The sequence below is a fragment of the Ruegeria sp. CDSB117 genome, from assembly GCF_059611005.1.
Genome location: NZ_JBXWOS010000006.1, coordinates 135,736 through 159,446, shown reverse-complemented (window position 1 = coordinate 159,446; position 23,711 = coordinate 135,736). Strand labels below are relative to the sequence as shown.

The following is a 23,711-nucleotide window of genomic DNA, read 5'->3' as shown; positions in this document are numbered from 1 at the left end:
TGTAAAGAAACGACCCATCACATGCCCAAAGCGAAGATCACCAAAGAAGAGGCGCTGGCCTTTCACCTCGACCCGACACCCGGCAAGTGGGAGGTTCAGGCCACCGTTCCCATGACGACGCAACGCGATCTGTCGCTGGCCTACAGCCCTGGTGTGGCGGTTCCGTGCGAAGCTATTGCCGAAAACCCAGAGACTGCTTACGACTACACCAACAAGGGCAATCTGGTTGCGGTGATCTCGAACGGCACGGCGGTTCTGGGCCTTGGAAATCTGGGTGCGCTGGGTTCGAAGCCGGTGATGGAGGGCAAATCAGTCCTGTTCAAACGGTTCGCTGATGTGAACTCGATCGATATTGAACTTGATACCGAAGATCCTGACGAATTCTGCCGCGCCGTGCGCCTGATGGGACCGACCTTTGGCGGTATCAACCTGGAAGACATCAAGGCGCCCGAGTGTTTCATCATCGAACAGCGCCTGAAGGAAGAGATGGATATCCCCGTCTTCCATGATGACCAACACGGGACGGCTGTGATCTGTGCGGCGGGTCTGCTGAACGCGCTGCGTATCTCGGGCAAAAAGATCGAAGACGTGAAAATCGTCCTGAATGGCGCGGGTGCTGCGGGTATCGCCTGTATTGAGCTGCTCAAGTCGATGGGCGCAAAACACGAGAACTGCATCGTCTGCGACACCAAGGGCGTTATCTACCAAGGCCGGACCGAGGGCATGAACCAGTGGAAATCGGCCCACGCGATCACCACCGAGCTGCGCACATTGGAAGAGGCCATGAAGGGCGCGGACGTATTCCTTGGTGTGTCGGTAAAGGGTGCCGTGACGCAGGATATGGTCGCCAGCATGGCGGACAATCCGGTGATTTTCGCGATGGCGAACCCAGATCCTGAGATTACGCCGGAAGAGGCGCATGAGGTTCGTGTTGATGCCATCGTCGCCACCGGGCGCAGTGATTACCCGAACCAGGTGAACAACGTTTTGGGTTTCCCCTACCTGTTCCGCGGCGCGCTGGATATCCACGCCCGCGCCATCAATGACGAGATGAAGATCGCCTGTGCCCATGCGCTGGCCAACCTGGCGCGCGAGGATGTGCCGGATGAGGTCGCCATGGCCTATGGCAAATCGCTGACTTTTGGCCGGGATTACATTATCCCGACGCCGTTTGACCCGCGCCTGATCCACCGTATCCCACCTGCAGTGGCAAGGGCCGGGATGGACACCGGAGCAGCCCGCCGTCCGATCATTGATATGGACGCGTATGAGCTGAGCCTGAAATCCCGCATGGACCCGACCGCCAGCATCCTGCGCGGCCTAAACGCCCGCGCACGTCAGGCGCAAAGCCGAATGATTTTTGCCGAAGGCGACGATCCACGCGTCTTGCGCGCGGCGGTGATGTATCAGCGATCCGGCTTTGGCAAGGCTCTGGTTGTTGGTCGTCCAGACGATGTGAAAGAAAAGCTGGAAGCCGCCGGTCTGGAGGACGCAGTGCGCGAGCTGGAGGTGGTTAACGCCTCCACAACCACGCATCTCGAAGCGTATAAAGATTTCCTGTACAAACGGCTGCAGCGCAGTGGCTTTGATCGCAAGGATATCCATCGTTTGGCCGCGCGGGATCGCCATGTGTTCTCTTGCCTGATGTTGGCGCATGGCCACGCCGATGGCATGGTCACCGGCGCAACGCGGAAATCGGCACATGTGCTGGAACGCATCAATCATGTGTTTGACGCTGATGCCGAACATGGGGCCGTTGGTGTGACGGCGCTGTTGCACAAGGGTAAGATCGTTCTGATTGGTGACACGCTGGTCCATGAATGGCCGAATGAGCATGACCTGGCCAATATCGCCGAACGCTCGGCCTCGGTCGCGCGGCATTTGGGGCTGGACCCACGCGTCGCCTTTGTCAGCTTTTCCACCTTCGGCTATCCGGTATCTGAACGGGCTGAGAAAATGCACGTTGCGCCCGAGATTCTGGATAAGCGCGGCGTCGATTTCGAATATGATGGCGAGATGACCGTGGATGTGGCCCTGAACGTGGAACAGCAAGAGGCTTATCCCTTCTCGCGTCTGACGGGCCCGGCCAACATCTTGATTGTGCCCGCACGGCATTCGGCCTCGATCTCGACCAAGCTGATGCAAGAGATGGGTGGCGCGAACGTCATTGGCCCGATCCTGACCGGTGTCGATAAGCCGATTCAGATCTGTTCGACTGGCTCGACAGCAAATGACATTCTGAACATGGCCATTCTGGCCTCTTGCGATATTGGATAAACCGTGACGATCTGGAACCTAGGCTCGATCAATGCGGACATGGTCTATGCCCTGCCGCATCTGCCCACTGCCGGTGAAACCCTGGCCGCTTCGAACCTGGAGCGGTTTCTGGGTGGCAAAGGGGCCAACATGTCCGTTGCAGCGGCGCGTGCCGGATCGCGTGTGGCGCATATCGGCGGCGTGGGATCTGACGGGCGCTGGGCGCGGGACCGCATGACTGAATACGGCGTCGACACCCGGTTCATCGCCGAGGTCGACGTGCCCACAGGTCACGCGATAATTGCGGTGGACAAGCAGGGTGAGAACCAGATCATTCTGTATCCCGGCGCGAACCATGCCATCGCGCAGGATCAGCTGGGACAGGCCTTATCGCAGGCTGTTCCCGGCGATCTGCTGGTCACGCAGAACGAGACCAACGCCCAGGTCGAGGCCGCCCGCATGGGCCGTGATCTGGGACTGACCGTCTGCTATGCCGCCGCGCCGTTTCAGGCTGATGCCGTGCAGGCGGTGCTGCCCTATCTGGACTTCCTGATCCTGAATGAGGTCGAAGCAGAACAGCTGCGTGAAAGTACGGGGCAATCCGTAGCTGAATTGCCCGTCAAGCATGTTCTGGTCACGTTGGGGTCTAAGGGCGCGCGCTATCTACCCAAAGATGGCGACGTGCTTGAGATTTCGGCACACAAGGTGAAAGCCGTGGACACGACCGGCGCAGGGGATACCTTCACCGGTTACGTTCTGGCCGGAATGGACCGCGGGTTACCGATGCCGCAGGCGATTGCACAAGCAAATCGTGCCGCGGCCCTGATGGTCACGCGGCACGGCACGGCGGATGTTATTCCCGACCTCAAAGAGGTGCTTGAGGCCCGGTTCGGTTAGGATCCGGCGAAGGGCGCGTTGCCGCCCCACAGTTGTTTGACCCGGGCGTCCCGACCGCAGGCTTTGCGGTAGGCTTTGTATGCGTTTTTCTGGCGTTTCGGACCAAAGCGGGTGAACACCAGCTTGTCGCCCTTGTAGTAATCCTGATGGTAGGCTTCGGCTGGGTAAAAGGCGCCCGCGTTCAAGATGGGCGTGACTACGGTTTGACCCAGCGCTTGCTGCGCATTGGCTTTGGCTTTCTGCGCCAACGACTTTTCACCTGTGTTAGAGACAAAAACAGCAGTGCGATAGCTGTTGCCGCGATCACAGAATTGGCCACCCGCGTCGGTTGGGTCAACGGAACGGAAAAACATGCTCAGCAGCGTTTCACGGGAAACCCGCGCAGGGTCGAAGGTGATCTGAACAGCCTCGTAATGTCCGGTGCCACCTTTCGTCACTTGGTCATAAGTCGGATTGGCTGTCTTACCGCCGGTAAAGCCGGATACGGCGCCAATCACGCCGGGAACCGATTCAAAATCGGATTCAACGCACCAAAAACACCCTCCGGCGACGGTCAGGGTTTCGGTGCCGGCAGCTGGTGCGGGCAGGGCGCGCAACATCGCAGCCAGTGTGATCAGGACAAACAGAAGCGACGGTTTAACGAAATCGAGGTATGCGGTCCGGGTCATGGCAGATCTCCTTCTGAGATCAGGCTGCCCCGACTTTTCTGCTGTTGCAATCCGCTGACATGGTTTGTAACGCGCTGGTGAGACGAGTTTATCGGCGCTTACCCCAGCAGTTGCCCCAGCTTCATCGCCACACCCATATTGCCCGAGATCTTGAGCTTGCCCAATGCTACGCCGGTCATTGGGTTCAGCTTGCCGGTCAGCAGTTTGGCCAGGTTTTCCTGTGAAATTCGTATTGTACAGTCTGCATCCTGATCTTGCGTCGTCGCTTGATTGTCGATCAGCACGATCACCCCGTCATCACCGCAATCGAACTTAAGAGAGCCGTCAAATGACTTGCCATTCAGGCCTTTTTGAATTCCGTCAGCGATGTCCTGAAGCATGGTGTACCCTTTCCTGTTGACCTTTGCGTAAAGACAAACAGGCAAAGCAGGCAAGGGTGACGCTACTGGAACTAACAGGCCAACGAAGACAACGAAAAACCCGGCATCCTTTCGGGCACCGGGTTCGTCGTTGCAGCGATGGCAAGAATTACTTGGACAGACGCTTCTCGCGCGAGGCCAGCAGTTTCAGACGCAACGCGTTCAACTGGATGAAGCCAGCCGCGTCTTTCTGATCATACGCGCCAGCATCGTCTTCAAAGGTTACATGCTCTTCAGAATAGAGCGAATGATCCGACCAGCGGCCAACCGTCGAGGCCAGACCTTTGTACAGTTTCACGCGCACGGTTCCGGTGACGTGTTCCTGCGACTTGTCGATTGCAGCCTGCAACATCTCACGCTCAGGCGAGTACCAGAAGCCATTATAGATCAGCTCCGCATATTGCGGCATCAACTGGTCCTTCAGGTGCATTGCGCCACGGTCCATGGTGATGGATTCGATACCACGATGTGCTTCCAGCAGGACGGTGCCGCCGGGCGTTTCGTAGATGCCACGCGACTTCATGCCCACAAACCGGCCTTCGACCAGGTCAAGACGCCCAATGCCGTGCTTGCTGCCGTATTCGTTCAGCTTGGTCAGGATGGTCGCGGGGCTCATCGCCTCGCCATTTATGCTGACCGCGTCGCCTTTTTCAAAGCCGATCTCGATGAATTCCGGCTCGTTTGGCGCATCCTCGGGGTGGACGGTGCGCTGATAGACGTAATCGGGCGCCATATCGGCGGGGTCTTCCAGAACCTTACCCTCGGACGAAGTGTGCAGCAGGTTGGCATCGACCGAGAAGGGCGCCTCGCCACGTTTGTCCTTGGCAATCGGGATCTGGTTCGCTTCGGCGAATTCCAACAGCTTGGTCCGGCTGGTCAGGTCCCACTCACGCCAAGGCGCGATCACCTTGATGTCGGGGTTCAGCGCATAGGCCGCCAGTTCAAAGCGCACCTGATCGTTGCCCTTGCCTGTCGCGCCGTGGGCGACGGCATCGGCACCGGTTGCCTCGGCAATCTCAACCAGACGTTTCGAGATTAGCGGACGCGCGATTGAGGTGCCCAGCAGGTAAAGACCTTCGTATTGCGCATTGGCGCGGAACATCGGGAAGACAAAGTCGCGGACAAACTCTTCGCGAATGTCTTCGATATAGATGTTTTCGGGCTTGATCCCCAGCAGCTCAGCCTTTTGGCGGGCGGGTTCCAGTTCCTCACCTTGACCCAGATCGGCGGTGAAGGTCACAACCTCACAGCCATACTCGGTCTGCAGCCATTTCAGAATGATCGAGGTATCAAGGCCACCGGAATAGGCCAGAACAACTTTCTTGGGCGCGGACATCTGACTTCCCTTTATGCGTAGAACGACTGGCCCCTAGCGGGTTTTGGACGCGGGGGCAAGCTGTGTGGATTGACGCAGGCCCGGAATTGGGGTGAAACGGTCGGATAGAGAACAAGGATTGGTTGAGAGGGCGGTTTTCGTGCTGGGACTAGAGATTTTGGTGCATTCGGTGAAAATGGTTCTAAGGAACCTTAAACAAGCGCTGCAGATTTCAGTTGTGCCTGCGCTCATCGGTGGGCTTCTGGTCATCGGATTGTTTTTTCTGTTCGGCATCCCTTTTGAAGAATTCGACAGTGAAACGAACGGCTTCCCTGAAGGCGTAACAGCGGCTTCCTTCGCGGGGTTTCTGTTGTGTTTAGTGGTGGTTATCTTTGGGGTTATGCTCTGGATTGTCGTGTCGTGGCACCGGTTTGTTCTGCTTGAAGAATACCCGACCGGGTTGGTTCCACCTTTCCGGTTCGACCGAGTTCTCGCCTATTTCGGGCGTCTACTCATGCTTTGCCTCATAGCTTTTGTAATCATGATACCGGCGGTGCTGATCATGGGTATGATGGCGCAAGCTTCAGCAGCGTTGGGAATTTTGGTTTGGCTGGCTTTGATAGTCTTTCTCACCATCGGGTTTTATCGGGCCTCGCCTATTTTACCCGGGGCAGCCATCGGAAAACCGATAAAGCTGTCGGAGGCCTGGCAGGCAACTTCGGGTGCCAACGGTGCAATTGTGCTTCTGGTCATTTTATCCATTCTCCTCCAGTTGTTGCTTCAACTGCTGGCGTCGCTGTTGCTCTTTGTCCCGGTAGTCGGCGTCCTGATCGTGTTGTTTGCCAGCATGCTGGTTGTCCCATTGATCAATGTCAGCATCCTGACCACGATCTACGGCGTCTTTATCGAAAGACGCCAGCTCTCGTGAGCCGTACACTTATGTATTCCTTGCCCTTTTGGTCGGGATAGGCCACTGAACGGGTCATGAGTGATTTCGTGACCCGCGCCCGCGCTGCCGAACAGGCGATGCGCTCTGTGTTTCCGGCAACGCCGTTGCAGCGGAACGCCCATCTGTCAGACCGCTACGGGGCCGATATCTGGCTAAAGCGCGAGGATCTCAGTCCGGTACGATCGTACAAAATTCGCGGTGCGTTCAATGCCATGCGCAAGCAGCAGGGGCAGGACCTGTTCGTCTGCGCCAGCGCAGGTAATCACGCCCAGGGCGTGGCCTTCATGTGTAAGCATCTGGGCGTGAAGGGCGTTATCTTCATGCCGGTGACGACGCCTCAGCAGAAAATCCAGAAAACACGGATTTTTGGCGGCGACAATATCGAGATCCACCTGACCGGAGACTATTTTGACGATACTCTGTCTGCGGCGCAGGACTGGTGTGCCCAGCAAGGTGGATATTTCCTGTCGCCGTTCGACGATGAAGATGTGATCGAAGGGCAGGCTTCACTGGCGGTCGAGATCGAGGAACAGCTGGGCCGCGTGCCCGACCACGTTGTTTTACCGGTCGGCGGGGGCGGCATGTCGTCCGGCGTCGCCACGTGGTTCGGGGATCGCACCCATTGTCTATTCGTGGAGCCGGCGGGTGGGGCTTGTCTGCGCGCGGCTTTGGCGGCGGGGCATCCGGTGGCTTTGGACCATGTGGATACGTTTGTCGACGGTGCGGCCGTGGGTCGGATCGGTGAAAAGCCATTTGAGCTGTTGAAATCCCGCCATTTGTCCGACGTTTTGGTTCTGTCCGAAGATCGCATTTGTACCACCATGATCGAAATGCTGAACGTCGAGGGCATCGTACTGGAACCTGCAGGTGCTCTGGCGGTCGAAGCCGTCGGCGACGTGCAAAGCTTCATTCGCGGTAAGACCGTGGTGTGCGTCACCTCGGGCGGCAATTTCGATTTCGAGCGCTTGCCCGAGGTTAAGGAACGGGCGCAGAGGTATTCGGGCGTCAAAAAATACTTCATCCTCCGCCTGCCACAACGTCCAGGCGCGTTGAAGGAATTTCTGGGCATTCTAGGTCCTGAGGACGATATTGCCCGCTTTGAGTACATGAAAAAATCGGCCCGCAATTTCGGATCTGTCCTGATCGGGATCGAAACGCGAAAGCCTGAGAATTTTGTGCGCCTGTTCGCGCATCTTGATGATGCGGGCTTTACCTATACCGACATTACCGAAGACGAAACGCTGGCGCAGTTCGTGATCTGACGGGCGCAAACGCCACGGCGGCTGGATCACGGGCCGGATTGTGGTGTCGTCGTTCGCTTGGCAGCGTGGGTGCAGGTCAACAGAATGGGAACGCTTCTGTCCAAATTCCCTCTAGAGACAACTCCGGTTGCCGGATAGTGTGCAGCCACCAACACCCTCAGATAGCTTGATCAAAATGACATACGTACAAGATGCCGAACACAACATTTGGGTTCGCAACGATTCCGCAGACATCCTCTATTCGGATGGTGTCGCGAAGGAGGATAGACTCTTTAATGGTGTATCAAGCTGTAAGGACCGATCCGTAAATTCATCCGAGATCGACGCATTGATCACGGATTGGGCTTCCGAATACCATTTCTCGGCCAAGCGCCACTTTGTTCTGAAAGGCTTGGACTTCAAGAAAAACCAGTCGGTACTGGAACTAGGTTGCGGTTGTGGTGCCATTTCCAGGTATCTGGCAGAGCAGGGCGTGGATCTAACATCCGTCGAAGGAACGGTCTCGCGTGCACGAACCGCATCAAAACGATGCGAAGACCTGCCGAACGCCGAGTTTTATGTCGACAATTTCACCAAGTTTCAGTCCGACAAAAAATTCGATTGGGTCCTCTTTATTGGCGTGCTGGAGTATGCGCCGTTGTTTGGTGACCAGAATGACCCGTTCGGTTCTTATTTGGAAGTGGCCAAGCGGCACCTAAAGCCCGGCGGTAAAATGGTCATCGCGATCGAGAACAAGCTTGGTTTGAAGTACTGGAACGGGGCGTCAGAAGATCACGTGGGAAGCCCTTACTACGGAATCCACGATTTGTATGATGGGGGCTCAGCTGAAACATTCAGTAAGCGGGAAATAGCGAACCTACTGTCTGACAAAGGTTTTGAACATCAAGAATTCCAATACGCTTTTCCAGATTACAAAGTTTGTGAGACTTTGCTTACCGAGGCCGGCCTTATTGCTCCTGGCTTCAATTCCTCTGATCTGCTTCTGGGCACCCGCTCACGCGACTACAGCCGAAAGTGGGAGCCAGCATTCACAGACGGTCTTGCCATCTCTACTCTGAACAAGGCCGGGCTTCTTGGTGAGTTCGCCAACTCGTTTCTGATCGTTGCAAGCTCTCGGAAATTCAAACACGCCACGAAACTTGCGTTCACGCATAACATCGGAAAACGGCACCTGGCATTTACCTGCGAGACCGCATTTGTGCCCCGCAGAGGTCAGATATCCGTTCAAAAAACGACAGCAATCTCAGAGCCGGACAGGAGAATTGACGTCGGCCCCTACACCATTTGTCACGACACCTCTTCCGCGCCATACGTTTCAGGCGTCAGTGAGGGTGGCCAGATTATCCGCCAGATGCACCGAACCCCACGTCCCGTCCGTCTTTGGCGGAGTTTTGTGCCTTGGGCAGAGCATCTGAAAGCCCAGTGCACGCAAGCAGCGGACAGCAACTCAAGTGAAGACTGGTCCATCGACGGTTCTTATGTCGACGCTACACCATTCAATTTCATCAGAACCCCCAGCGGGCTAAAGCAAATTGATGTCGAATGGCGGGCAGAACAAGACGTTCCATTGGGGTGGGTGATCGCGCGCGGTGTCAGGCAGGTCATGATGCATGGATCGCCCAAGATTTCATACAATCAAGCAAGAATTTTTGGCACCGCAAGAATGGTTTTGGAAGGCATTGGTTTGACGCTGACGAATGATGAATATGATCGTTTCACACAGCTTGAGCGTTCTTTCATGCGTGCCGTCAAATCTGCCCCGGCAAAAAAAAAAAGATCCTCAACATCGCGCAGAACTGACCCAGTCCTGATTGCTGTAAAATCACCCTATCAAGAAGGCAAGCAGCACAGTTGGGGGGAAAAAATATATGCACACAGCCTTGCTGACGCATTTTCTGACATTGGTCTTCCTGCGCGGGTAGATGATCACAACGAGTGGTCATCAAAATCTGACGCCGACGAAGCGGCCGTTTTGATTCGCGGTAAGTTGAAGTATCCGTATGAAGCAAAACAGGGCTCTGCCAGTTGGCTAATCAGCGAGATGATTCAGGGCGAGGTTTCAAAAGAGGCCGACAATCATACAGCCAACTTATTTGCATCGCGTCTCTTTTTCGAGGGAATCAATACTCGACCTCAGGATTCCGTTCTTTTTCAGGCAACGGATCATCGTATTTTCTACCCGGGCGAGCGTGACTATGATGGTCCTACGCTGTTTGTCGGAAACAATTACCGAAGATGGGAAGTTCGGCCGGTCATTCAAAAAGCATTGACCGAGGAATTGCCTGTCGATGTTTATGGAGACAGGTGGGATAGGAAATTAAACGCGGATCGCCTTCGTGCTGCAAGCGTTCCGAACCTCCAGCTGGGTCAACTATATCGATCTGCGGGCGTCGTTCTGAACGATCACCGCCCCCCGATGCGTGAGAATGGTTTGATTTCCAACCGGGTGTTCGATGTGCTTGCCTGCGCAGTCCCGCTGATTTCAGATAGAATAAAAGGCCTGCCTGATGGGTTCGAGGAATTTATTTATATATTTGATGATGATTTACCGCTGGCGGACTTAATCACACAGGCAAAAACGGAATCGGCTGCGAAACGCCGCAAGCGCGCAGACTTCGCGCACTACGTTGTGCAGGAGTACAGTTTTCTGGCGGCGGCAAAAACTATCGCTGCCAGCTTAGGGTTGTCGCAGAAGGCCTGATTAGAACTGACATGCATTGTTTGAAAGCCTTCAGATGGGTTTCTTCCTTTGTTCGACACTGATCAGAGTGTTGATATCCGGCAGAAAATGAACAGTCGCGCGCAGGAATGAACGCCACGGTTCGCGCCAACTAGGACACACATGCAGAGAACTGCGGTATGAGGGACGGCGTGGAGTTGTGCCGACAGGGCGCGCTGCGGATCCTGAAAAAGATGGGCGTTGGGTTTTTCACTCAGGATTGAGGATTGGAATTCAAATTCAAGAAACCCCGTTCTTTGGACGGGTTTGCCTTGAAAATCTTGCGCCAGAGGGTCCCGAAAATAGCCTTGGCCGTTAAAGGTCACCCAGCCCAGTCTTGAATTCACTGGCAGAGCGTTCGAATACACTGAGGATATTGGCAAAGTCGACCACCTGGCTGTTCCCTTGCGCCGATTGTCGTTCCCCATCCTGACACAGCTTGGCCAAAGCCTCGAACCCAAGGCTCAGTGCGCTGCCTTTTACGAAATGCAGGTTTTGTTCAAACTCTGTGCGGGCGGTGTCGTTCCGCAGCCGGGTAAGGGCTTCGTTCACCTCATCAAGAAAGATGTACACCACCTCATCAAATTCGCTGGCACCAACCTCGTCCCTTAGTTGCTGGACCCTGGACCAGTTGATCATGCCATCCTCGCTATTTCTGCCAGGGGATTGGTACCGCAGAACCGGTAAAGAGCAGGTTAAGCGGAATGAACTTCGGCTTTCACCCATTGTTAAACTGCGGCGCGATAGGGTCTTCCTATTCTGATAAGCGCCGCTGGGCAGAGGGTTAAGGTGACAAGGGTCAGTCAGGCAGACAGTGGATCAGATCTGGATTTTGGTGTGATCCAAAAGGTGCTTGTCGTCGATGACAGCCGCCTACAGCGTCGTATTCTGGTCGCATCGCTCAAGAAATGGGGCTTTGACGTGCTTGAGGCCGATAGTGGCGATGTTGCGATTGAAATGTGCGCAGCGGACCCGCCGGATCTTGTCCTCAGCGATTGGGTGATGCCGGGGATGAGCGGGCTGGATTTCTGCAAGGCGTTCCGCGCCTTGGACAACAGGCAATACAGCTATTTCATCCTGCTGACGTCCAAAAGCGAAAAGCAAGAGGTGGCGCGCGGTCTGGATGCCGGTGCAGATGATTTTCTGATCAAACCGCTTGAGGCGGATGAACTGCGGGCGCGTATATCAGCCGGTGGGCGTATTCTGGATATGCAGCGCGAGCTGTCTAAAAAAAACCAGATGATCGAATCCGCGCTTGAGGGGCTGCGCGTCGCCCATGACGCGATCGACAAGGACCTGATCCAAGCACGCAAGATACAGGAATCGCTGGTACCCGAACTGACGCGCGATTTCGGTAAGTCCCGAGTCAGCATGCTGCTGAAACCTTGCGGTCATATCGGCGGCGATCTGGTGGGGATGTTCTCTCCGGGTGTGAACAGGCTTGGTTTTTACAGTATCGATGTGTCCGGGCATGGCATCACATCTGCGATGATGACCGCGCGTTTGGGGGGCTATCTGTCCAGCAATCATTTTGATCAGAACGTGGCGATGGCGCGGCGTTTCGACAAGTTTTATGCTCTGCTGCCGCCGGAAGAAGTTGCCGAAACCCTGAACTCGCGGCTGATGGCGGATACGGGAATCGAAGAGTATTTCACAATGGTCTATGCCATCGTAGACCTGCGCAATGGGCATGTGAAAATGGTGCAGGCCGGGCACCCTCATCCGCTGTTGCTATGTCAGGACGGCAGAACTGAATTTCTGGGCGAGGGCGGGTTGCCTATCGGTTTGCTGCCGGACGTCACCTTTCAGCGGACCGAATTCTACATGCAACCCGGCGACCGGCTACTGCTTTATTCCGATGGGTTCACAGAATGCAGTCTCGCGGACGGTGGCCTGCTGGACGAGGATGGTTTACGACAGATGGCGCTGGATTGCGGGCCCGATCGAAACGGAACGGAGTTCCTTGACGATATGTTCTGGCGGCTGACACAGGCGATGGCACCTGGCCGGTGTATGGATGATGATGTTTCGGCTGTTTTCCTTGAATACAACGGTCACTAAAGCCGCTTTTCATGCAGCGCGGCAAAGTGACGATCTCCGTCATTGCCCAGCAATTGGACCGCATCGGCGGTGTCCATCCATATGGCTTCATGGAACGGCTCAGACGGTGGACCCATGCGCTGGATAGGACGCGCGCGATAGATATGGCACAGCTTTTCGGCCCACAAATCGTATTCGGGCATATAAGTGAACCGACGAAAAGCGCCGATGCGGCGGGGCGACGCGATCAACCAGCCGGTTTCTTCGAACACTTCTCGGTGCAGGGCTGTGATGGGTGATTCGCCCGGATCAATTCCGCCGCCGGGCAATTGCAGATCGGGCCCGGGTTCTATCTGACAGGTCAGCAAAAGGCTTCGACCTCGGGGCAGCAATGCATAAACACCCACCCGGCGTGTATATGTTCGCCCAGCTTGAGGGGTTTCACCAAACCGTCTGATCATGTATGGCCCCTTAAAACCCGAATAGTTCGACCTATATGCTGGCGGTATGCCAACCTGTGGCGTGTAAGGAAACCCCATGTCTCTTGGAACAAAAATCGCGTGGGACGATACCGTCCTGCCCTTTCAACTCGATGTATCGGATATCCGCGGCCGTGTGGCCCGTCTGGATGGTGTGCTTGATGGCATCCTGAGCCAGCATGACTATCCAGAAAAGGTCGAGGCGCTGGTGGCCGAGATGGCCCTGCTGACCGCATTGATCGGCCAGACTGTTGCGCTGCGCTGGAAGCTGTCTCTGCAGGTTCAATCCAAAGGTCCGGTGCGCATGATTGCGACCGATTACTATGCCCCGAAGACCGAGGGCGAGCCGGCCCGTATTCGGGCCTATGCCAGCTTTGACCGTGATCGCCTGACCGATGGTGCGCCGTTCGATCAGGTGGGCGAGGGGTATTTTGCCATCATGATTGATCAGGGTGAGGGAACACAACCTTATCAAGGCATCACACCCCTGGACGGTGGATCGCTTAGCGCTTGTGCCGAGGCATATTTCGCCCAGTCGGAACAGTTACCGACGCGGTTTTCGCTGAGCTTTGGCAAATCGACCGAGCCGGGCGTTGGCGAACATTGGCGTGCAGGTGGAGTCATGTTGCAGCACATGCCCAAAGCCTCGCCTTTTGTGGCCTCCGGTGAGGGCGAAGGGAACATCCTGACGGCGGATGACCTTGTCGATGGTGAAGAAGGTGAAAACTGGGGCCGCGTCAACATCCTGCTGGATACGGTCGACGATTTGGAACTGATCGGTCCGTCGATTGCACCCACGGATCTGTTGGTCCGGCTGTTTCACGAGGAACAGCCGCGGGTATACGATGCACAGTCGGTGCAATTCGGGTGCACATGTTCCGAAGATCGTGTGCGGCAAAGTCTGTCGATTTATTCGGCCAAGGACATCGAGAAGATGACCACGCCCGAGGGTGACGTGACCGCCGATTGCCAGTTCTGTGGTGCGCATTACGTGCTTGATCCTTCCACGGTTGGTTTTGATGCGGACAACGCCTGATCCAACTGATCAGCTTCGGGCGGCCTTGCGCCGCCCCGGCGAAGGTTCAAGCGATTTCGACCTGAACCCTGAATTTGTTCTTCCCGAAGGCCGCAAACTCCGCCCTGCCGGAGTTTTGGTCCCGATTTCGCTGGTAGGTGGTGTGCCCCGCCTGATCCTTACAAAACGATCTTCGGCTCTTAAACATCACCCCGGTCAGATTGCTTTTCCGGGCGGCAAACAGGACAAAGGCGATGCGGATGTAACCGCTACCGCTTTGCGCGAAGCCCAGGAAGAAATCGGCCTGCCACAGGAGTTGCCGGAAATTCTTGGCCACTTGCCGACGCATGAAACGGTGACGTCTTTCACCGTAACGCCTGTAGTTGCAGTCTTGCGGGAAACTTTTCAATCCGTGCCTGAGCCGGGCGAAGTGGCCGAGGTGTTTTCAGTTCCACTTGCACATGTGCTCAACCCTGCGAATTATATCGTTGAATCGCGCCGCTGGCGGGGACAAAGGCGGTATTACTTCACGGTACCATTCGGCCCTTATTACATCTGGGGCGCAACAGCCCGAATTCTGCGGGGATTGGCATCACGGATCAACGAATGACGCAAATTTCAGAAGACTGGGTGACGGAACCTGCAACGCAACGGGTTTGTGCTGCCCTGACCGATGCCGGATACCAAGCCTTGTTTGTGGGTGGATGTGTGCGCAACGCGCTGTTAGGCGCTCCGGTATCGGATATCGACATCGCCACAAATGCGCGGCCCGACACAGTGGTAGAGCTGGCGCAGAAAGCAGGGCTTAAGGCCATACCCACAGGGATTGATCACGGCACAATCACCGTGGTTAGTCAGGGTATCCCGCATGAGATCACTACCTTTCGCCGTGATGTTGAAACGGATGGCCGTCGCGCCGTCGTCGCCTTTTCGGACAAGGTCGAAGAGGATGCCGCACGTCGCGATTTCACGATGAACGCGATATATGCACGGCCCGATGGGACAATTTTGGACCCTCTAAAAGGTTTGCCAGACCTGCAAGCGTGCCGCGTCCGGTTCATCGGCACTGCCGCGAACCGCATTCGCGAGGATTACCTGCGTTCGCTGCGCTATTTCCGGTTTCACGCCTGGTATGGCGATGTCGAGGCAGGGTTCGATCCCGACGCTCTGGCTGCCATTGCGTCCAACTTGGACGGTCTGGCCGGCTTGTCCCGCGAACGCGTGGGCGCTGAGCTTTTAAAGCTTCTGGGCGCACCAGACCCCGCGCCGTCCGTCGCCGCAATGCGCAGCGCTGGAGTACTGGTGCAGCTATTGCCGGGTGCTGATGATCGTGCATTGGCCCCGTTGATTGCATTGGAACAGCAGGCAGGCGCTGATCCGGAACCGGTGCGGCGACTGGCGGCGATTGCACCGCCGGAAGTCGCAAAAACCCTGCGCCTGAGCCGCGCACAATTGCAGCGCCTGACCCGAATGCGGGATGAGGCGTCCAGCCCGGCCAGCTTTGCCGAATTGGGATTTCGGTACGGTGAAACAGACGGGCTGCACGAAGCGCTGTTGCGATGTGCTTTTTTGGAAATGCCTTGGTTAGACTCGATAACGCACGATCTCCACGTTGGTGCGGGCGCGACCTTTCCGATTAAGGCAACCGATCTGATCCCCGAGTTCACCGGTCCTGCGCTGGGCAAGAAACTGGCCGATCTTGAGGCGCAATGGATCGCCTCGGGGTTCACACTGGGCCGCGAAGATCTGCTTGGTGGATAAAGGAAGTCTCAAAAGGGGATGACAAGTAAAAGAGTTTATGATTATTTGCCCCTGTCACATGAATGGAGGGATGCGAATGTATTACGGGATCTGGGACAGCTAAGGCTGGAACACTTTGACCCGTAGGGGTGGTGTTCTGGCGCCATCTTTCTTCGCATGACTTACTTTTTGCTCAACCGGAGCACTCTCCATGTTTCGCTATTTCGAAAACCTCGTTGACCCTTTTGTTGCCTACAAGGAAACCGACACGCCGCCGACGCGGTTGTGGCCATTCATGCTGGATTACTCGCAACCGTTCATGCGGGTGTTCTTCTGGGCTGGTTTAATCTCTGTCGTTGTTGCGGCAGTTGAAGTTGGCCTGATTTACTACATGGGCCGAGTGGTTGACCTGCTGTCGGGCCCTCCGGCCGAGGTCTGGCAGAACCACGGCACCGAATTTATCTTGGTGGCAGCGTTTGTGCTGTTGCTGCGCCCGATGCTGCATGTCGTGGATGTGCTGTTGTTAAACAACACGATTCTGCCGAATTTTGGCACCCTGATCCGCTGGCGCGCCCACAAACACGTTCTGCGCCAATCCGTCGGTTGGTTCGAGAATGATTTTGCCGGTCGCATTGCCAACCGGATCATGCAAACTCCGCCCGCTGCGGGTGAGGCCGTGTTTCAAGTGTTTGACGCGATCTCATTCTCAATTGCCTATCTGATTGGGGCGGCAATTCTGTTGATGGCAGCCGATCCACGGTTGTTATTGCCGTTGTTGATCTGGTTTGCGCTTTACGCTGTTTTGGTGCGCTGGACAGTGAAAAGGGTCGGTCCAGCCTCGCAGGCTGCGTCGGACGCGCGTTCGGCTGTGACAGGTCGGGTGGTGGACAGCTATACCAACATCCACTCGGTCAAGATGTTCGCCCATGGCGCGCAGGAACTCGACTATGCCCGCGAAGCGATTGAAGAAACCCGCCGCACGTTTCAGGTGGAGATGCGGATTTTCACCATCATGGACGCGGTTCTGGTCTCGCTGAACGGTTTGTTGATCGTCGGTGTGGTTGGCTGGGCCATTGCCCTGTGGATGCAGGGCAGTGCCTCTGTTGGTGTGGTCGCGGCGGCGACCGCTTTAACCCTGCGACTGAACGCGATGACTGGTTGGATCATGTGGGCACTGACTAGCTTCTTCCGCCAGCTTGGTGTGGTGGCCGAAGGGATGCAGACGATTGCTCAACCTATCGACCTGCTGGATGCGTCGGATGCCAAAACATTGCAGCTGAGCAAGGGCCAGATCGAAATTCGCGATCTTTCGCACCATTATGGCCGTAAAACCGGTGGGCTGGATCACATCAATCTGACCCTCCATCCAGGCGAAAAGATTGGCCTAATCGGGCGGTCTGGTGCGGGGAAATCGACCCTAGTTAAGCTGCTTTTGCGGTTTTACGACGTTGAACAGGGCGCGATCCTGATTGACGATCAAGATATCGCCAGGGTCACGCAGGACAGTTTGCGCAGCCATATCGGTATGGTTCAACAGGACAGCGCTCTGCTGCATCGTTCGGTGCGCGACAACATCCTCTATGGCCGTCCCGAAGCCACAGAAGAGCAGATGATTGCCGCCGCCAAGCAGGCCGAAGCCCATGAGTTCATTCTTGATCTGCAAGATCCCGAGGGGCGCACCGGCTACGACGCGCATGTGGGTGAGCGGGGCGTGAAGCTGTCTGGCGGTCAGCGGCAGCGCGTAACACTGGCGCGGGTGATCCTGAAAGATGCACCAATCTTGCTGTTGGACGAGGCGACATCCGCTCTAGATTCCGAGGTCGAAGCGTCAATTCAGGAAACTCTTTACGGCATGATGCAAGGTAAAACCGTGATCGCAATTGCCCACCGGCTGAGCACCATCGCGCAGATGGACCGTATTCTGGTCATGGATGGCGGTCGGATCGTCGAAGAAGGCGGCCATTCCGAACTGTTGGCGCAAGGTGGGCTTTACGCGCTGTTCTGGGCACGGCAATCTGGGGGCTTCCTGAATCCGGAGGCCGCTGAATGAGGATTGCCGACCTCATAAACCCGTTCAAGAACATCGAAACGCCCCCGCCGCAAATGCTGGGGGCGTTCATTCGCTGGTGCCTGTCCGGCGCATGGCCAATGATCTTCGTTGCAGCGTTTTTCTCGGCTACCGCGGGTGCGATGGAGGCGGGCACTGCGTGGATGCTGGGCCTGGTCATTGACGCAGCAACCACAAGCGGACCCGAGAACTTTCTGACCGCCAACAACGTCTGGATGATCCTTGGGGTCGTTGCGTTTTTCATGCTACTGCGCCCGGCACTGTTCGGACTTTCGTCGCTGACCAACAACTATATCGTCATGCCCAATATCACGCCGTTGGTTCTGGCCAAGCTGAACCGGTGGACGTTGGGCCAGTCGGTTACATATTTCGACGACGATTTTGCCGGGCGGATCGCGCAGAAGCAGATGCAAACATCCAACGCGATGGCGTCGGTGGTATCCGAGACGATCAGTGCGATCGTGTTTGCCTTGGCCTCGCTGGCGGGCTCATTGCTTTTGTTAGGGTCTATTCATCCGCTGGTTATGTTGCCATTTGCGGCTTGGCTGGTTGTGTATTTCCTGCTTGTCCGCTGGTATCTGCCGCGCATCCGTAAACGCTCAGCGGCGCGGGCAGGCGCTCGCGCGATGGTGTCCGGGCAAGTTGTCGACACGATCACCAACATCAAGACCGTTAAACTGTTCGCTCATTCTGAATTCGAAGACCAGGCCGCGCGGAATTCCATGGTTGATCTGCGTGAAAAGATGTTGGCGTTCGGAAGCCTGTCGGCCAGTTTCCGCTTTATCTTGATGCTGTTGGCCGGGGTTCTGCCGGTTTTGCTGATAGGTGCAACACTGTGGCTGTGGCAAGTGGGGTCCGCGACGGCCGGTGGCATTGTGGCCGCTGGGGCCATTTCGATCCGTATTGCCCAGATGACCGGTTGGGTCAGCTTCACCCTCATGGGTCTTTACGCCAATGTTGGCGAGATCGAGAACGGCATGAATACGCTGGCCAAGCGTGAACGGGTTGAGGATCAAACGGGCGCGATGGAACTGTCCGTGCCCGAAGGCCAGATCACCTTTGATCATGTCAGCTTTGCCTATGGTCGGGATGTCGGTGGCGTATCGGATGTAAACATGACCGTGCACCCCGGCGAGAAACTGGGCATTGTTGGCGCTTCAGGGGCGGGGAAATCAACCTTGGTTGCGCTGTTGTTGCGCCTTTATGACGGCGAAAAGGGCGCGATCTTGATCGATGGTCAGGACGTATCCGGAGTAACCCAGGATAGCTTGCGCCGTCAGATCGGCATGGTCACGCAGGAAACCGCGATGTTCAATCGGTCTGCGCGGGAGAATATTCTTTACGGCCGCCCTGACGCCTCGGAAGAGGAAATGATCGAGGCGGCCAAAAAGGCCGAGGCGCATGAATTCATCCTCAGCCTTCAGGATGCCCATGGCCGCACCGGCTATGACGCGCATCTGGGTGAGCGCGGAGTGAAGCTTAGCGGTGGGCAACGACAGCGGATTGCTCTGGCGCGCGCCATCCTCAAGGATGCGCCTATTTTGGTGCTGGATGAGGCAACTTCGGCGCTGGATTCCGAGGTTGAGGCCTCGATCCAGACGGCGTTGCATCGGGTGATGCAGGGCAAGACGGTTCTGGCTATTGCGCACCGTCTGTCCACGCTCAGCGAGATGGACCGGATTATTGTCCTGGACCAGGGACGTATCGTTGAAACCGGCACCCATGACGCGTTGTTGGACCAGGGCGGGCTATATGCCCGGTTCTGGCATCGCCAGTCAGGCGGGTTCATTCAGGCCGAAGCTGCGGAATAAGGGTTTTGTTGCCGGCCAAGCCCCGGTATCAGGCCCCCATGACGCAAACCTACACCATTACCCGCCTTGGTCATCAAGGCGACGGCATCGCTGATGGCCCCGTTTACGCTCCGCGCACCTTGCCGGGTGAGGTCGTCAGCGGAACGCTGCTGGATCAATTTCTGACAGACATCCGCGTCGAAACGCCCTCGGATCGGCGGGTCAAGGCACCGTGTCGTCACTACAAATCCTGTGGTGGATGCCAGTTGCAGCACGCGGCAGATGGATTCGTTGCAGATTGGAAGGTCGAAGTGGTGCGCACCGCGCTGGCCGCGCAGGGGTTGGAGGCGTCGATGCGCCCGATCCAAACGTCACCAGAACGGTCCCGCCGTCGCGCGATGATCGCGGTTCGACGGACCAAAAAGGGCACTCTGGCCGGGTTCCATGGCCGTGCGTCAGACACGATCACTGAGATCCCGGATTGCCATTTGCTCGACCCGGCGCTGATCGCGGCCATTCCGGTTGCCGAAGCACTGGCGATTCTGGGTGGCAGCCGTAAAGGCGTGTTGGCGGTGACGCTAACCTTGTCCGAATCCGGGCTTGATGTGGCGGTCAAAGGCGGCAAACCGCTGGACGGCCCGCTCGAGTTGTCTTTGGCACAAGCGACCGAGAAACACGGTCTTGCCCGGCTCAGCTGGGATGGTGAAGTAATTGCCATGCGCCAGCCACCCGTTCAGCGTTTTGGTCAGGCAAATGTTGTTCCGCCGCCCGGCGCGTTTCTGCAGGCGACAAAAGACGGAGAACAGGCTCTATTAAAGGCCGTTTCCGAAGCTGTGGGTGGTTCCAAGCGCGTTGTGGACCTGTTTGCCGGCAGCGGCACATTCTCTTTGCCCTTGGCAGAGGAGGCCGAGGTTCACGCCGTCGAGGGCGAAGCAGCGATGACGCAAGCGCTGGATCAAGGATGGCGCAGGGCGCAGGGCCTCAAACGGATAACGACTGAAGCGCGCGACCTGTTTCGGCGACCACTGATGCACGATGAGCTGAAATCCTTTGATGCTGTGGTGATCGACCCGCCACGCGCCGGGGCCGAGGCGCAAGTGGCCGAACTGGCGCAAGCCCTGCGCCCGGTGATTGCCTATGTGTCCTGCAACCCTGTGACCTTCGCCCGAGATGCGAAAATTCTTGTTAATGCGGGTTACACCCTTGAATGGGTACAGGTCGTTGACCAATTTCGATGGTCGTCACACACCGAACTTGCGGCACGGTTCACCCTGAACCCTTAAGACTTACAGGAGACAACCCGAATGGGGATCACCCAACGCCTGCTGACCCTTATCGAAGCACCAGCTTTCGGGAAGTTCATTACCGGTGTCATCATCTTCAACGCGGTGCTGCTGGGGATGGAGACGTCACCCACCCTTATGGAAGTTGCAGGTCCATTGATCGTGACATTGGACAGCCTTTGCCTGACCATTTTCGTTGTTGAAATTGCGATTAAACTTCTGGCCACAGGGCGCAGGTTTTTCACCAACGGCTGGAATGTCTTTGATTTTGTGATTGTTGGCATCGCTCTTGTACCGGGTGGGTCCGGCCTGTCGGTGCTGCGGGCATTGCGGATTCTGCGGGTTCTGCGTGTCATCTCGGTTGCGCCACGCCTGCGCCGCGTGGTTGAAGGGTTCATTTCGGCCTTGCCTGGCATGGCCAGCGTGTTCCTTCTTATGGCGATCCTGTTTTACATCGGTGCGGTGATTTCAACCAAACTGTTCTCGCAGACTTTCCCGGACTGGTTCGGCGATTTGGGCCTGTCTGCCTATACGTTGTTCCAGATCATGACGCTGGAAAGCTGGTCCATGGGGATCGTGCGCCCGGTGATGGAGATATATCCTTACGCTTGGCTGTTCTTTGTGCCGTTCATCATGGTGACCACTTTTGCCGTGGTAAACCTGCTGGTCGGTTTGATCGTGAACTCGATGCAGGATGCGCACCATGCCGAGGACGAAGTCAAAACCGATGCCTATCGTGACGAAGTGCTAGAGCGGCTTGAAAGCATCGAACGTCGCCTGACAGAGCAGCAAAACATCAAAAAGTGATTTCAGTTTTCACATTTTCTGGCATAATACAGAAAAAAAAGCAGTAGGCAGTGAACATGGATCGTCGAGCATTTGGATTGGGTGCAATGGCAACGCTGAGCCTCTCAGCTTGTGCCTCGGCCAACCCCAGAATTCTAACTTACAACGGACCCGAAGTGACCTCTCTGGTCATCAACAAGGGCTCGCGGAAACTATATCTTCTGCACAATGATAAGATCCTGAAAGAATACAAGGTTGATCTTGGATTTGCGCCGAACGGCACCAAAGCCAAGCGCGGTGATGGGCGTACGCCGGAAGGCAGCTACCTGATTGATCGGCACAATCCAAATAGCCGCTATCATCTGTCGCTGGGGATCTCGTACCCGAATTCTGAAGATGTCGCGAAAGCCAAGGCCATGGGTGTCGATCCGGGCGGCGATATCTTCATCCACGGACAACCAAACCGTCGCAAAGAGCGTAAGCGCGCGAAAAAGACGTCGGATTGGACCGCGGGCTGCATCGCCGTCAAGAATGACGAGATCGAAGAGATCTATTCAATGGTAAATCGGGGAACGCTGATTACTCTGCGCCCCTAATCGGTTTCCAGGGCTCAAATCCGAACTGCATATAGTCACGCTGGTACGCCTGGGCGGCCAGCGTTTCCAGTTTGTCGTCATAAATCTCGGCCAGGGTAAACGGAGTATCCGGTTCACTGAGTTCGGGTAGGGGCGGTGTGCTGTGCCCCATCCGGCGCGCCAGATCGGGCAGGGCGTTTGTGACTTCATCCTCCCTCAGGATCAGGTCGGGCAATGCGAAGGACGCCATCCCCTCAAGGGCCTGCGACTGACTGCACCATGCCGCATCCACGCGTATGGCGGTCTGTTGGGCAAGGTTCTGACGCAGGAATGTCAGGAACGCCGAAAACGCCTCGTAATGCTGCTCAACCGGGTAATTGCCTTCGCGCAATTGCCCGGGGATCGGAATCTTTAGCCGGTTGCGCAGGACGTGTCGGATTTTCGGATAGGCGCCGGAACCTGTGTTGAGGATATGTCTGCAAAAGGCCCGATGCGCGCGCGCCATTGGGTGTTGCAGCACGGCGAACTTTCGATGCCCGGGATTGGATAAAAACCACTGACGCGTCTGTTTCCTGTTCTGATTGGTCAGCAATTGTTCGACATCAATATGGTCCAGCGCGGCCATCCACCTTGTTACCGGGCTTTCCATTCCCCCGCGGATGGGCATGTACATCAGTGGAGTCTTTGGTGCGGCAACGTAGTTCGCCACCAGGGGACGTCGGCGTGGTTCGAAATTCGGAGTGCTGTGCAGGTTGAAACTGTCGATCTGTGACAATGCCTGCTCCATTTCGTCGGGGTTCGTCACTTTCGCCAGCGCCGGCTCGGGGTTTTGCGGTTTGAGTGTTTCGTCGATCGCCGACAGCCTGCCTGACACACCCAGCCAGGCGGCAAGACCATTCAGTAGGTGCACTTGGTTCAGGTCTTCATAGGCAATGTAAAATGGGGTCTGGCCGCTTTGCTGCAAACGCTGCGACAGCATCAGGTGGTATTCATGTTGCCTGTTCAGGTATTTCATGAACGCTTCGGCATCGAACTCAACCTGTGCTTCGCGACGACGCTTGATGTTTTTCAACTGCCACTGCTTGGTTTCGCGCGCAATCTTCAACGAGATGAAACTGTCCAGAGGGTTTCGGGTCAGAATGATCTTGGCGCAACGCGGATCGGTCAAAGCAGGCTCTAACACACGTGGATCATGTCCCTGAAAAAGGCGAAACCCGTTCAGTTCCCCTGGTGCCTGCCGGATCGCTTCAAGCAATGCGGAAGGATCACGATCCCGCTCTTCCACCGAGATGCCCAGCAGAGTGTCGGATTTTAAGCGCCCGATGAAATGGGGATTGAACGCCTCGCCATGGCTGGTGACTCCTTCGATGGCATTCAGGTTCGCCTCAAGCAGGTTGGAACCGGTCCGCATGGCCGCAAGAATGATAAAATAGTCAAATTGGGGCGTCAT

At 56.3% G+C, this 23,711-nt stretch carries 20 protein-coding genes; 14 read left to right on the top strand and 6 right to left on the bottom strand.

From position 1 onward, the window contains the following. Positions 1–21 precede the first annotated feature (21 nt). Entirely contained in the window at positions 22–2,277 is a 2,256-nt protein-coding gene (locus AC2FJC_RS09220; RefSeq protein ID WP_496739266.1) for an NADP-dependent malic enzyme, read from the top strand. A gap of 3 nt (positions 2,278–2,280) precedes the next feature. After that, positions 2,281–3,153, top strand: coding sequence for a ribokinase (locus AC2FJC_RS09215; protein WP_496739265.1), 873 nt, complete (start codon positions 2,281–2,283; stop codon positions 3,151–3,153). On the opposite strand, the gene msrA is transcribed toward AC2FJC_RS09215, so the two are convergent. From msrA to AC2FJC_RS09200, 3 genes are all read right to left on the bottom strand, one after another. Continuing rightward, entirely contained in the window at positions 3,150–3,821 is a 672-nt protein-coding gene (msrA, locus tag AC2FJC_RS09210; protein WP_496739264.1) for a peptide-methionine (S)-S-oxide reductase MsrA, read from the bottom strand. The genes AC2FJC_RS09215 and msrA overlap by 4 nt on opposite strands. A gap of 98 nt (positions 3,822–3,919) precedes the next feature. Continuing rightward, positions 3,920–4,201: an SCP2 sterol-binding domain-containing protein gene (locus AC2FJC_RS09205; protein ID WP_496739263.1), complete on the bottom strand. Its 282-nt coding sequence runs from the start codon at positions 4,199–4,201 to the stop codon at positions 3,920–3,922. A 148-nt stretch (positions 4,202–4,349) separates the two neighbouring features. Then, a complete protein-coding gene (locus AC2FJC_RS09200; RefSeq protein ID WP_496739262.1) occupies positions 4,350–5,576 on the bottom strand; it encodes an argininosuccinate synthase in 1,227 nt (408 codons plus the stop codon). Positions 5,577–5,715: 139 nt separating this feature from the next. Here AC2FJC_RS09200 and AC2FJC_RS09195 point away from each other — a divergent pair, with 139 nt between their 5' ends. From AC2FJC_RS09195 to AC2FJC_RS09185, 3 genes are all read left to right on the top strand, one after another. Then, positions 5,716–6,483, top strand: a complete 768-nt coding sequence (locus tag AC2FJC_RS09195) for a hypothetical protein (protein WP_496739261.1) — start codon at positions 5,716–5,718, stop codon at positions 6,481–6,483. Between the two features lie 56 nt (positions 6,484–6,539). After that, positions 6,540–7,766: a threonine ammonia-lyase IlvA gene (gene ilvA / locus AC2FJC_RS09190; RefSeq protein WP_496739260.1), complete on the top strand. Its 1,227-nt coding sequence runs from the start codon at positions 6,540–6,542 to the stop codon at positions 7,764–7,766. A 175-nt stretch (positions 7,767–7,941) separates the two neighbouring features. Then, positions 7,942–10,467, top strand: a complete 2,526-nt coding sequence (locus AC2FJC_RS09185) for a glycosyltransferase family protein (RefSeq protein WP_496739259.1) — start codon at positions 7,942–7,944, stop codon at positions 10,465–10,467. A gap of 333 nt (positions 10,468–10,800) precedes the next feature. Here the strand turns inward: AC2FJC_RS09185 and AC2FJC_RS09180 are convergent, their stop codons facing one another. Then, on the bottom strand, positions 10,801–11,124 hold the full coding sequence (locus AC2FJC_RS09180) for an Hpt domain-containing protein (protein ID WP_496739258.1): 324 nt from the start codon (positions 11,122–11,124) through the stop codon (positions 10,801–10,803). A 150-nt stretch (positions 11,125–11,274) separates the two neighbouring features. Between AC2FJC_RS09180 and AC2FJC_RS09175 the strand changes: the two genes are divergently transcribed. Continuing rightward, on the top strand, positions 11,275–12,546 hold the full coding sequence (locus tag AC2FJC_RS09175; RefSeq protein WP_496739257.1) for a PP2C family protein-serine/threonine phosphatase: 1,272 nt from the start codon (positions 11,275–11,277) through the stop codon (positions 12,544–12,546). Here the strand turns inward: AC2FJC_RS09175 and AC2FJC_RS09170 are convergent. Further along, positions 12,543–12,986 carry an NUDIX hydrolase gene (locus AC2FJC_RS09170; protein ID WP_496739256.1) on the bottom strand — a complete coding sequence of 148 codons (444 nt, stop codon included), beginning with the start codon at positions 12,984–12,986 and terminating at the stop codon, positions 12,543–12,545. The two genes, AC2FJC_RS09175 and AC2FJC_RS09170, sit on opposite strands and share 4 nt — an antisense overlap. Positions 12,987–13,062: 76 nt before the next feature. Here AC2FJC_RS09170 and hslO point away from each other — a divergent pair, with 76 nt between their 5' ends. From hslO to AC2FJC_RS09130, 8 genes are all read left to right on the top strand, one after another. Beyond that, a complete protein-coding gene (gene hslO, locus AC2FJC_RS09165; RefSeq protein ID WP_496739255.1) occupies positions 13,063–14,040 on the top strand; it encodes an Hsp33 family molecular chaperone HslO in 978 nt (325 codons plus the stop codon). Beyond that, positions 14,024–14,629, top strand: a complete 606-nt coding sequence (locus AC2FJC_RS09160) for a CoA pyrophosphatase (protein ID WP_496739254.1) — start codon at positions 14,024–14,026, stop codon at positions 14,627–14,629. The genes hslO and AC2FJC_RS09160 overlap by 17 nt, the downstream gene beginning before the upstream one ends. Continuing rightward, on the top strand, positions 14,626–15,780 hold the full coding sequence (locus tag AC2FJC_RS09155) for a CCA tRNA nucleotidyltransferase (protein WP_496739253.1): 1,155 nt from the start codon (positions 14,626–14,628) through the stop codon (positions 15,778–15,780). The genes AC2FJC_RS09160 and AC2FJC_RS09155 overlap by 4 nt, the downstream gene beginning before the upstream one ends. Before the next feature lie 190 nt (positions 15,781–15,970). Next, positions 15,971–17,809, top strand: a complete 1,839-nt coding sequence (locus AC2FJC_RS09150; RefSeq protein WP_496739252.1) for an ABC transporter ATP-binding protein — start codon at positions 15,971–15,973, stop codon at positions 17,807–17,809. Then, positions 17,806–19,638 (top strand): ABC transporter ATP-binding protein, encoded by a 1,833-nt coding sequence (locus AC2FJC_RS09145; RefSeq protein WP_496739251.1) that lies wholly within the window; start codon positions 17,806–17,808, stop codon positions 19,636–19,638. The genes AC2FJC_RS09150 and AC2FJC_RS09145 overlap by 4 nt, the downstream gene beginning before the upstream one ends. A 38-nt stretch (positions 19,639–19,676) precedes the next feature. Continuing rightward, positions 19,677–20,900 (top strand): class I SAM-dependent RNA methyltransferase, encoded by a 1,224-nt coding sequence (locus AC2FJC_RS09140; RefSeq protein WP_496739250.1) that lies wholly within the window; start codon positions 19,677–19,679, stop codon positions 20,898–20,900. Between the two features lie 21 nt (positions 20,901–20,921). Continuing rightward, a complete protein-coding gene (locus tag AC2FJC_RS09135; RefSeq protein WP_496739249.1) occupies positions 20,922–21,707 on the top strand; it encodes an ion transporter in 786 nt (261 codons plus the stop codon). A 56-nt stretch (positions 21,708–21,763) separates the two neighbouring features. Next, positions 21,764–22,282 carry a L,D-transpeptidase family protein gene (locus tag AC2FJC_RS09130; protein ID WP_282153618.1) on the top strand — a complete coding sequence of 173 codons (519 nt, stop codon included), beginning with the start codon at positions 21,764–21,766 and terminating at the stop codon, positions 22,280–22,282. Here AC2FJC_RS09130 and AC2FJC_RS09125 read toward each other — a convergent pair. Continuing rightward, positions 22,266–23,711, bottom strand: a complete 1,446-nt coding sequence (locus AC2FJC_RS09125) for a nodulation protein NodH (protein WP_496739248.1) — start codon at positions 23,709–23,711, stop codon at positions 22,266–22,268. The two genes, AC2FJC_RS09130 and AC2FJC_RS09125, sit on opposite strands and share 17 nt — an antisense overlap.

Bases quoted from the DNA above. Each gene is read 5' to 3' on its own strand.
- AC2FJC_RS09170 (WP_496739256.1), bottom strand. From the start codon at position 12,986: ATGATCAGACGGTTTGGTGAAACCCCTCAAGCTGGGCGAACATATACA.
- AC2FJC_RS09185 (WP_496739259.1), top strand. From the start codon at position 7,942: ATGACATACGTACAAGATGCCGAACACAACATTTGGGTTCGCAACGAT.
- AC2FJC_RS09205 (WP_496739263.1), bottom strand. From the start codon at position 4,201: ATGCTTCAGGACATCGCTGACGGAATTCAAAAAGGCCTGAATGGCAAG.
- AC2FJC_RS09160 (WP_496739254.1), top strand. From the start codon at position 14,024: ATGCGGACAACGCCTGATCCAACTGATCAGCTTCGGGCGGCCTTGCGC.
- AC2FJC_RS09220 (WP_496739266.1), top strand. From the start codon at position 22: ATGCCCAAAGCGAAGATCACCAAAGAAGAGGCGCTGGCCTTTCACCTC.
- ilvA (WP_496739260.1), top strand. From the start codon at position 6,540: ATGAGTGATTTCGTGACCCGCGCCCGCGCTGCCGAACAGGCGATGCGC.
- AC2FJC_RS09150 (WP_496739252.1), top strand. From the start codon at position 15,971: ATGTTTCGCTATTTCGAAAACCTCGTTGACCCTTTTGTTGCCTACAAG.
- AC2FJC_RS09130 (WP_282153618.1), top strand. From the start codon at position 21,764: ATGGATCGTCGAGCATTTGGATTGGGTGCAATGGCAACGCTGAGCCTC.
- AC2FJC_RS09140 (WP_496739250.1), top strand. From the start codon at position 19,677: ATGACGCAAACCTACACCATTACCCGCCTTGGTCATCAAGGCGACGGC.
- hslO (WP_496739255.1), top strand. From the start codon at position 13,063: ATGTCTCTTGGAACAAAAATCGCGTGGGACGATACCGTCCTGCCCTTT.
- AC2FJC_RS09145 (WP_496739251.1), top strand. From the start codon at position 17,806: ATGAGGATTGCCGACCTCATAAACCCGTTCAAGAACATCGAAACGCCC.
- msrA (WP_496739264.1), bottom strand. From the start codon at position 3,821: ATGACCCGGACCGCATACCTCGATTTCGTTAAACCGTCGCTTCTGTTT.
- AC2FJC_RS09200 (WP_496739262.1), bottom strand. From the start codon at position 5,576: ATGTCCGCGCCCAAGAAAGTTGTTCTGGCCTATTCCGGTGGCCTTGAT.
- AC2FJC_RS09155 (WP_496739253.1), top strand. From the start codon at position 14,626: ATGACGCAAATTTCAGAAGACTGGGTGACGGAACCTGCAACGCAACGG.
- AC2FJC_RS09135 (WP_496739249.1), top strand. From the start codon at position 20,922: ATGGGGATCACCCAACGCCTGCTGACCCTTATCGAAGCACCAGCTTTC.
- AC2FJC_RS09180 (WP_496739258.1), bottom strand. From the start codon at position 11,124: ATGATCAACTGGTCCAGGGTCCAGCAACTAAGGGACGAGGTTGGTGCC.
- AC2FJC_RS09125 (WP_496739248.1), bottom strand. From the start codon at position 23,711: ATGACGCCCCAATTTGACTATTTTATCATTCTTGCGGCCATGCGGACC.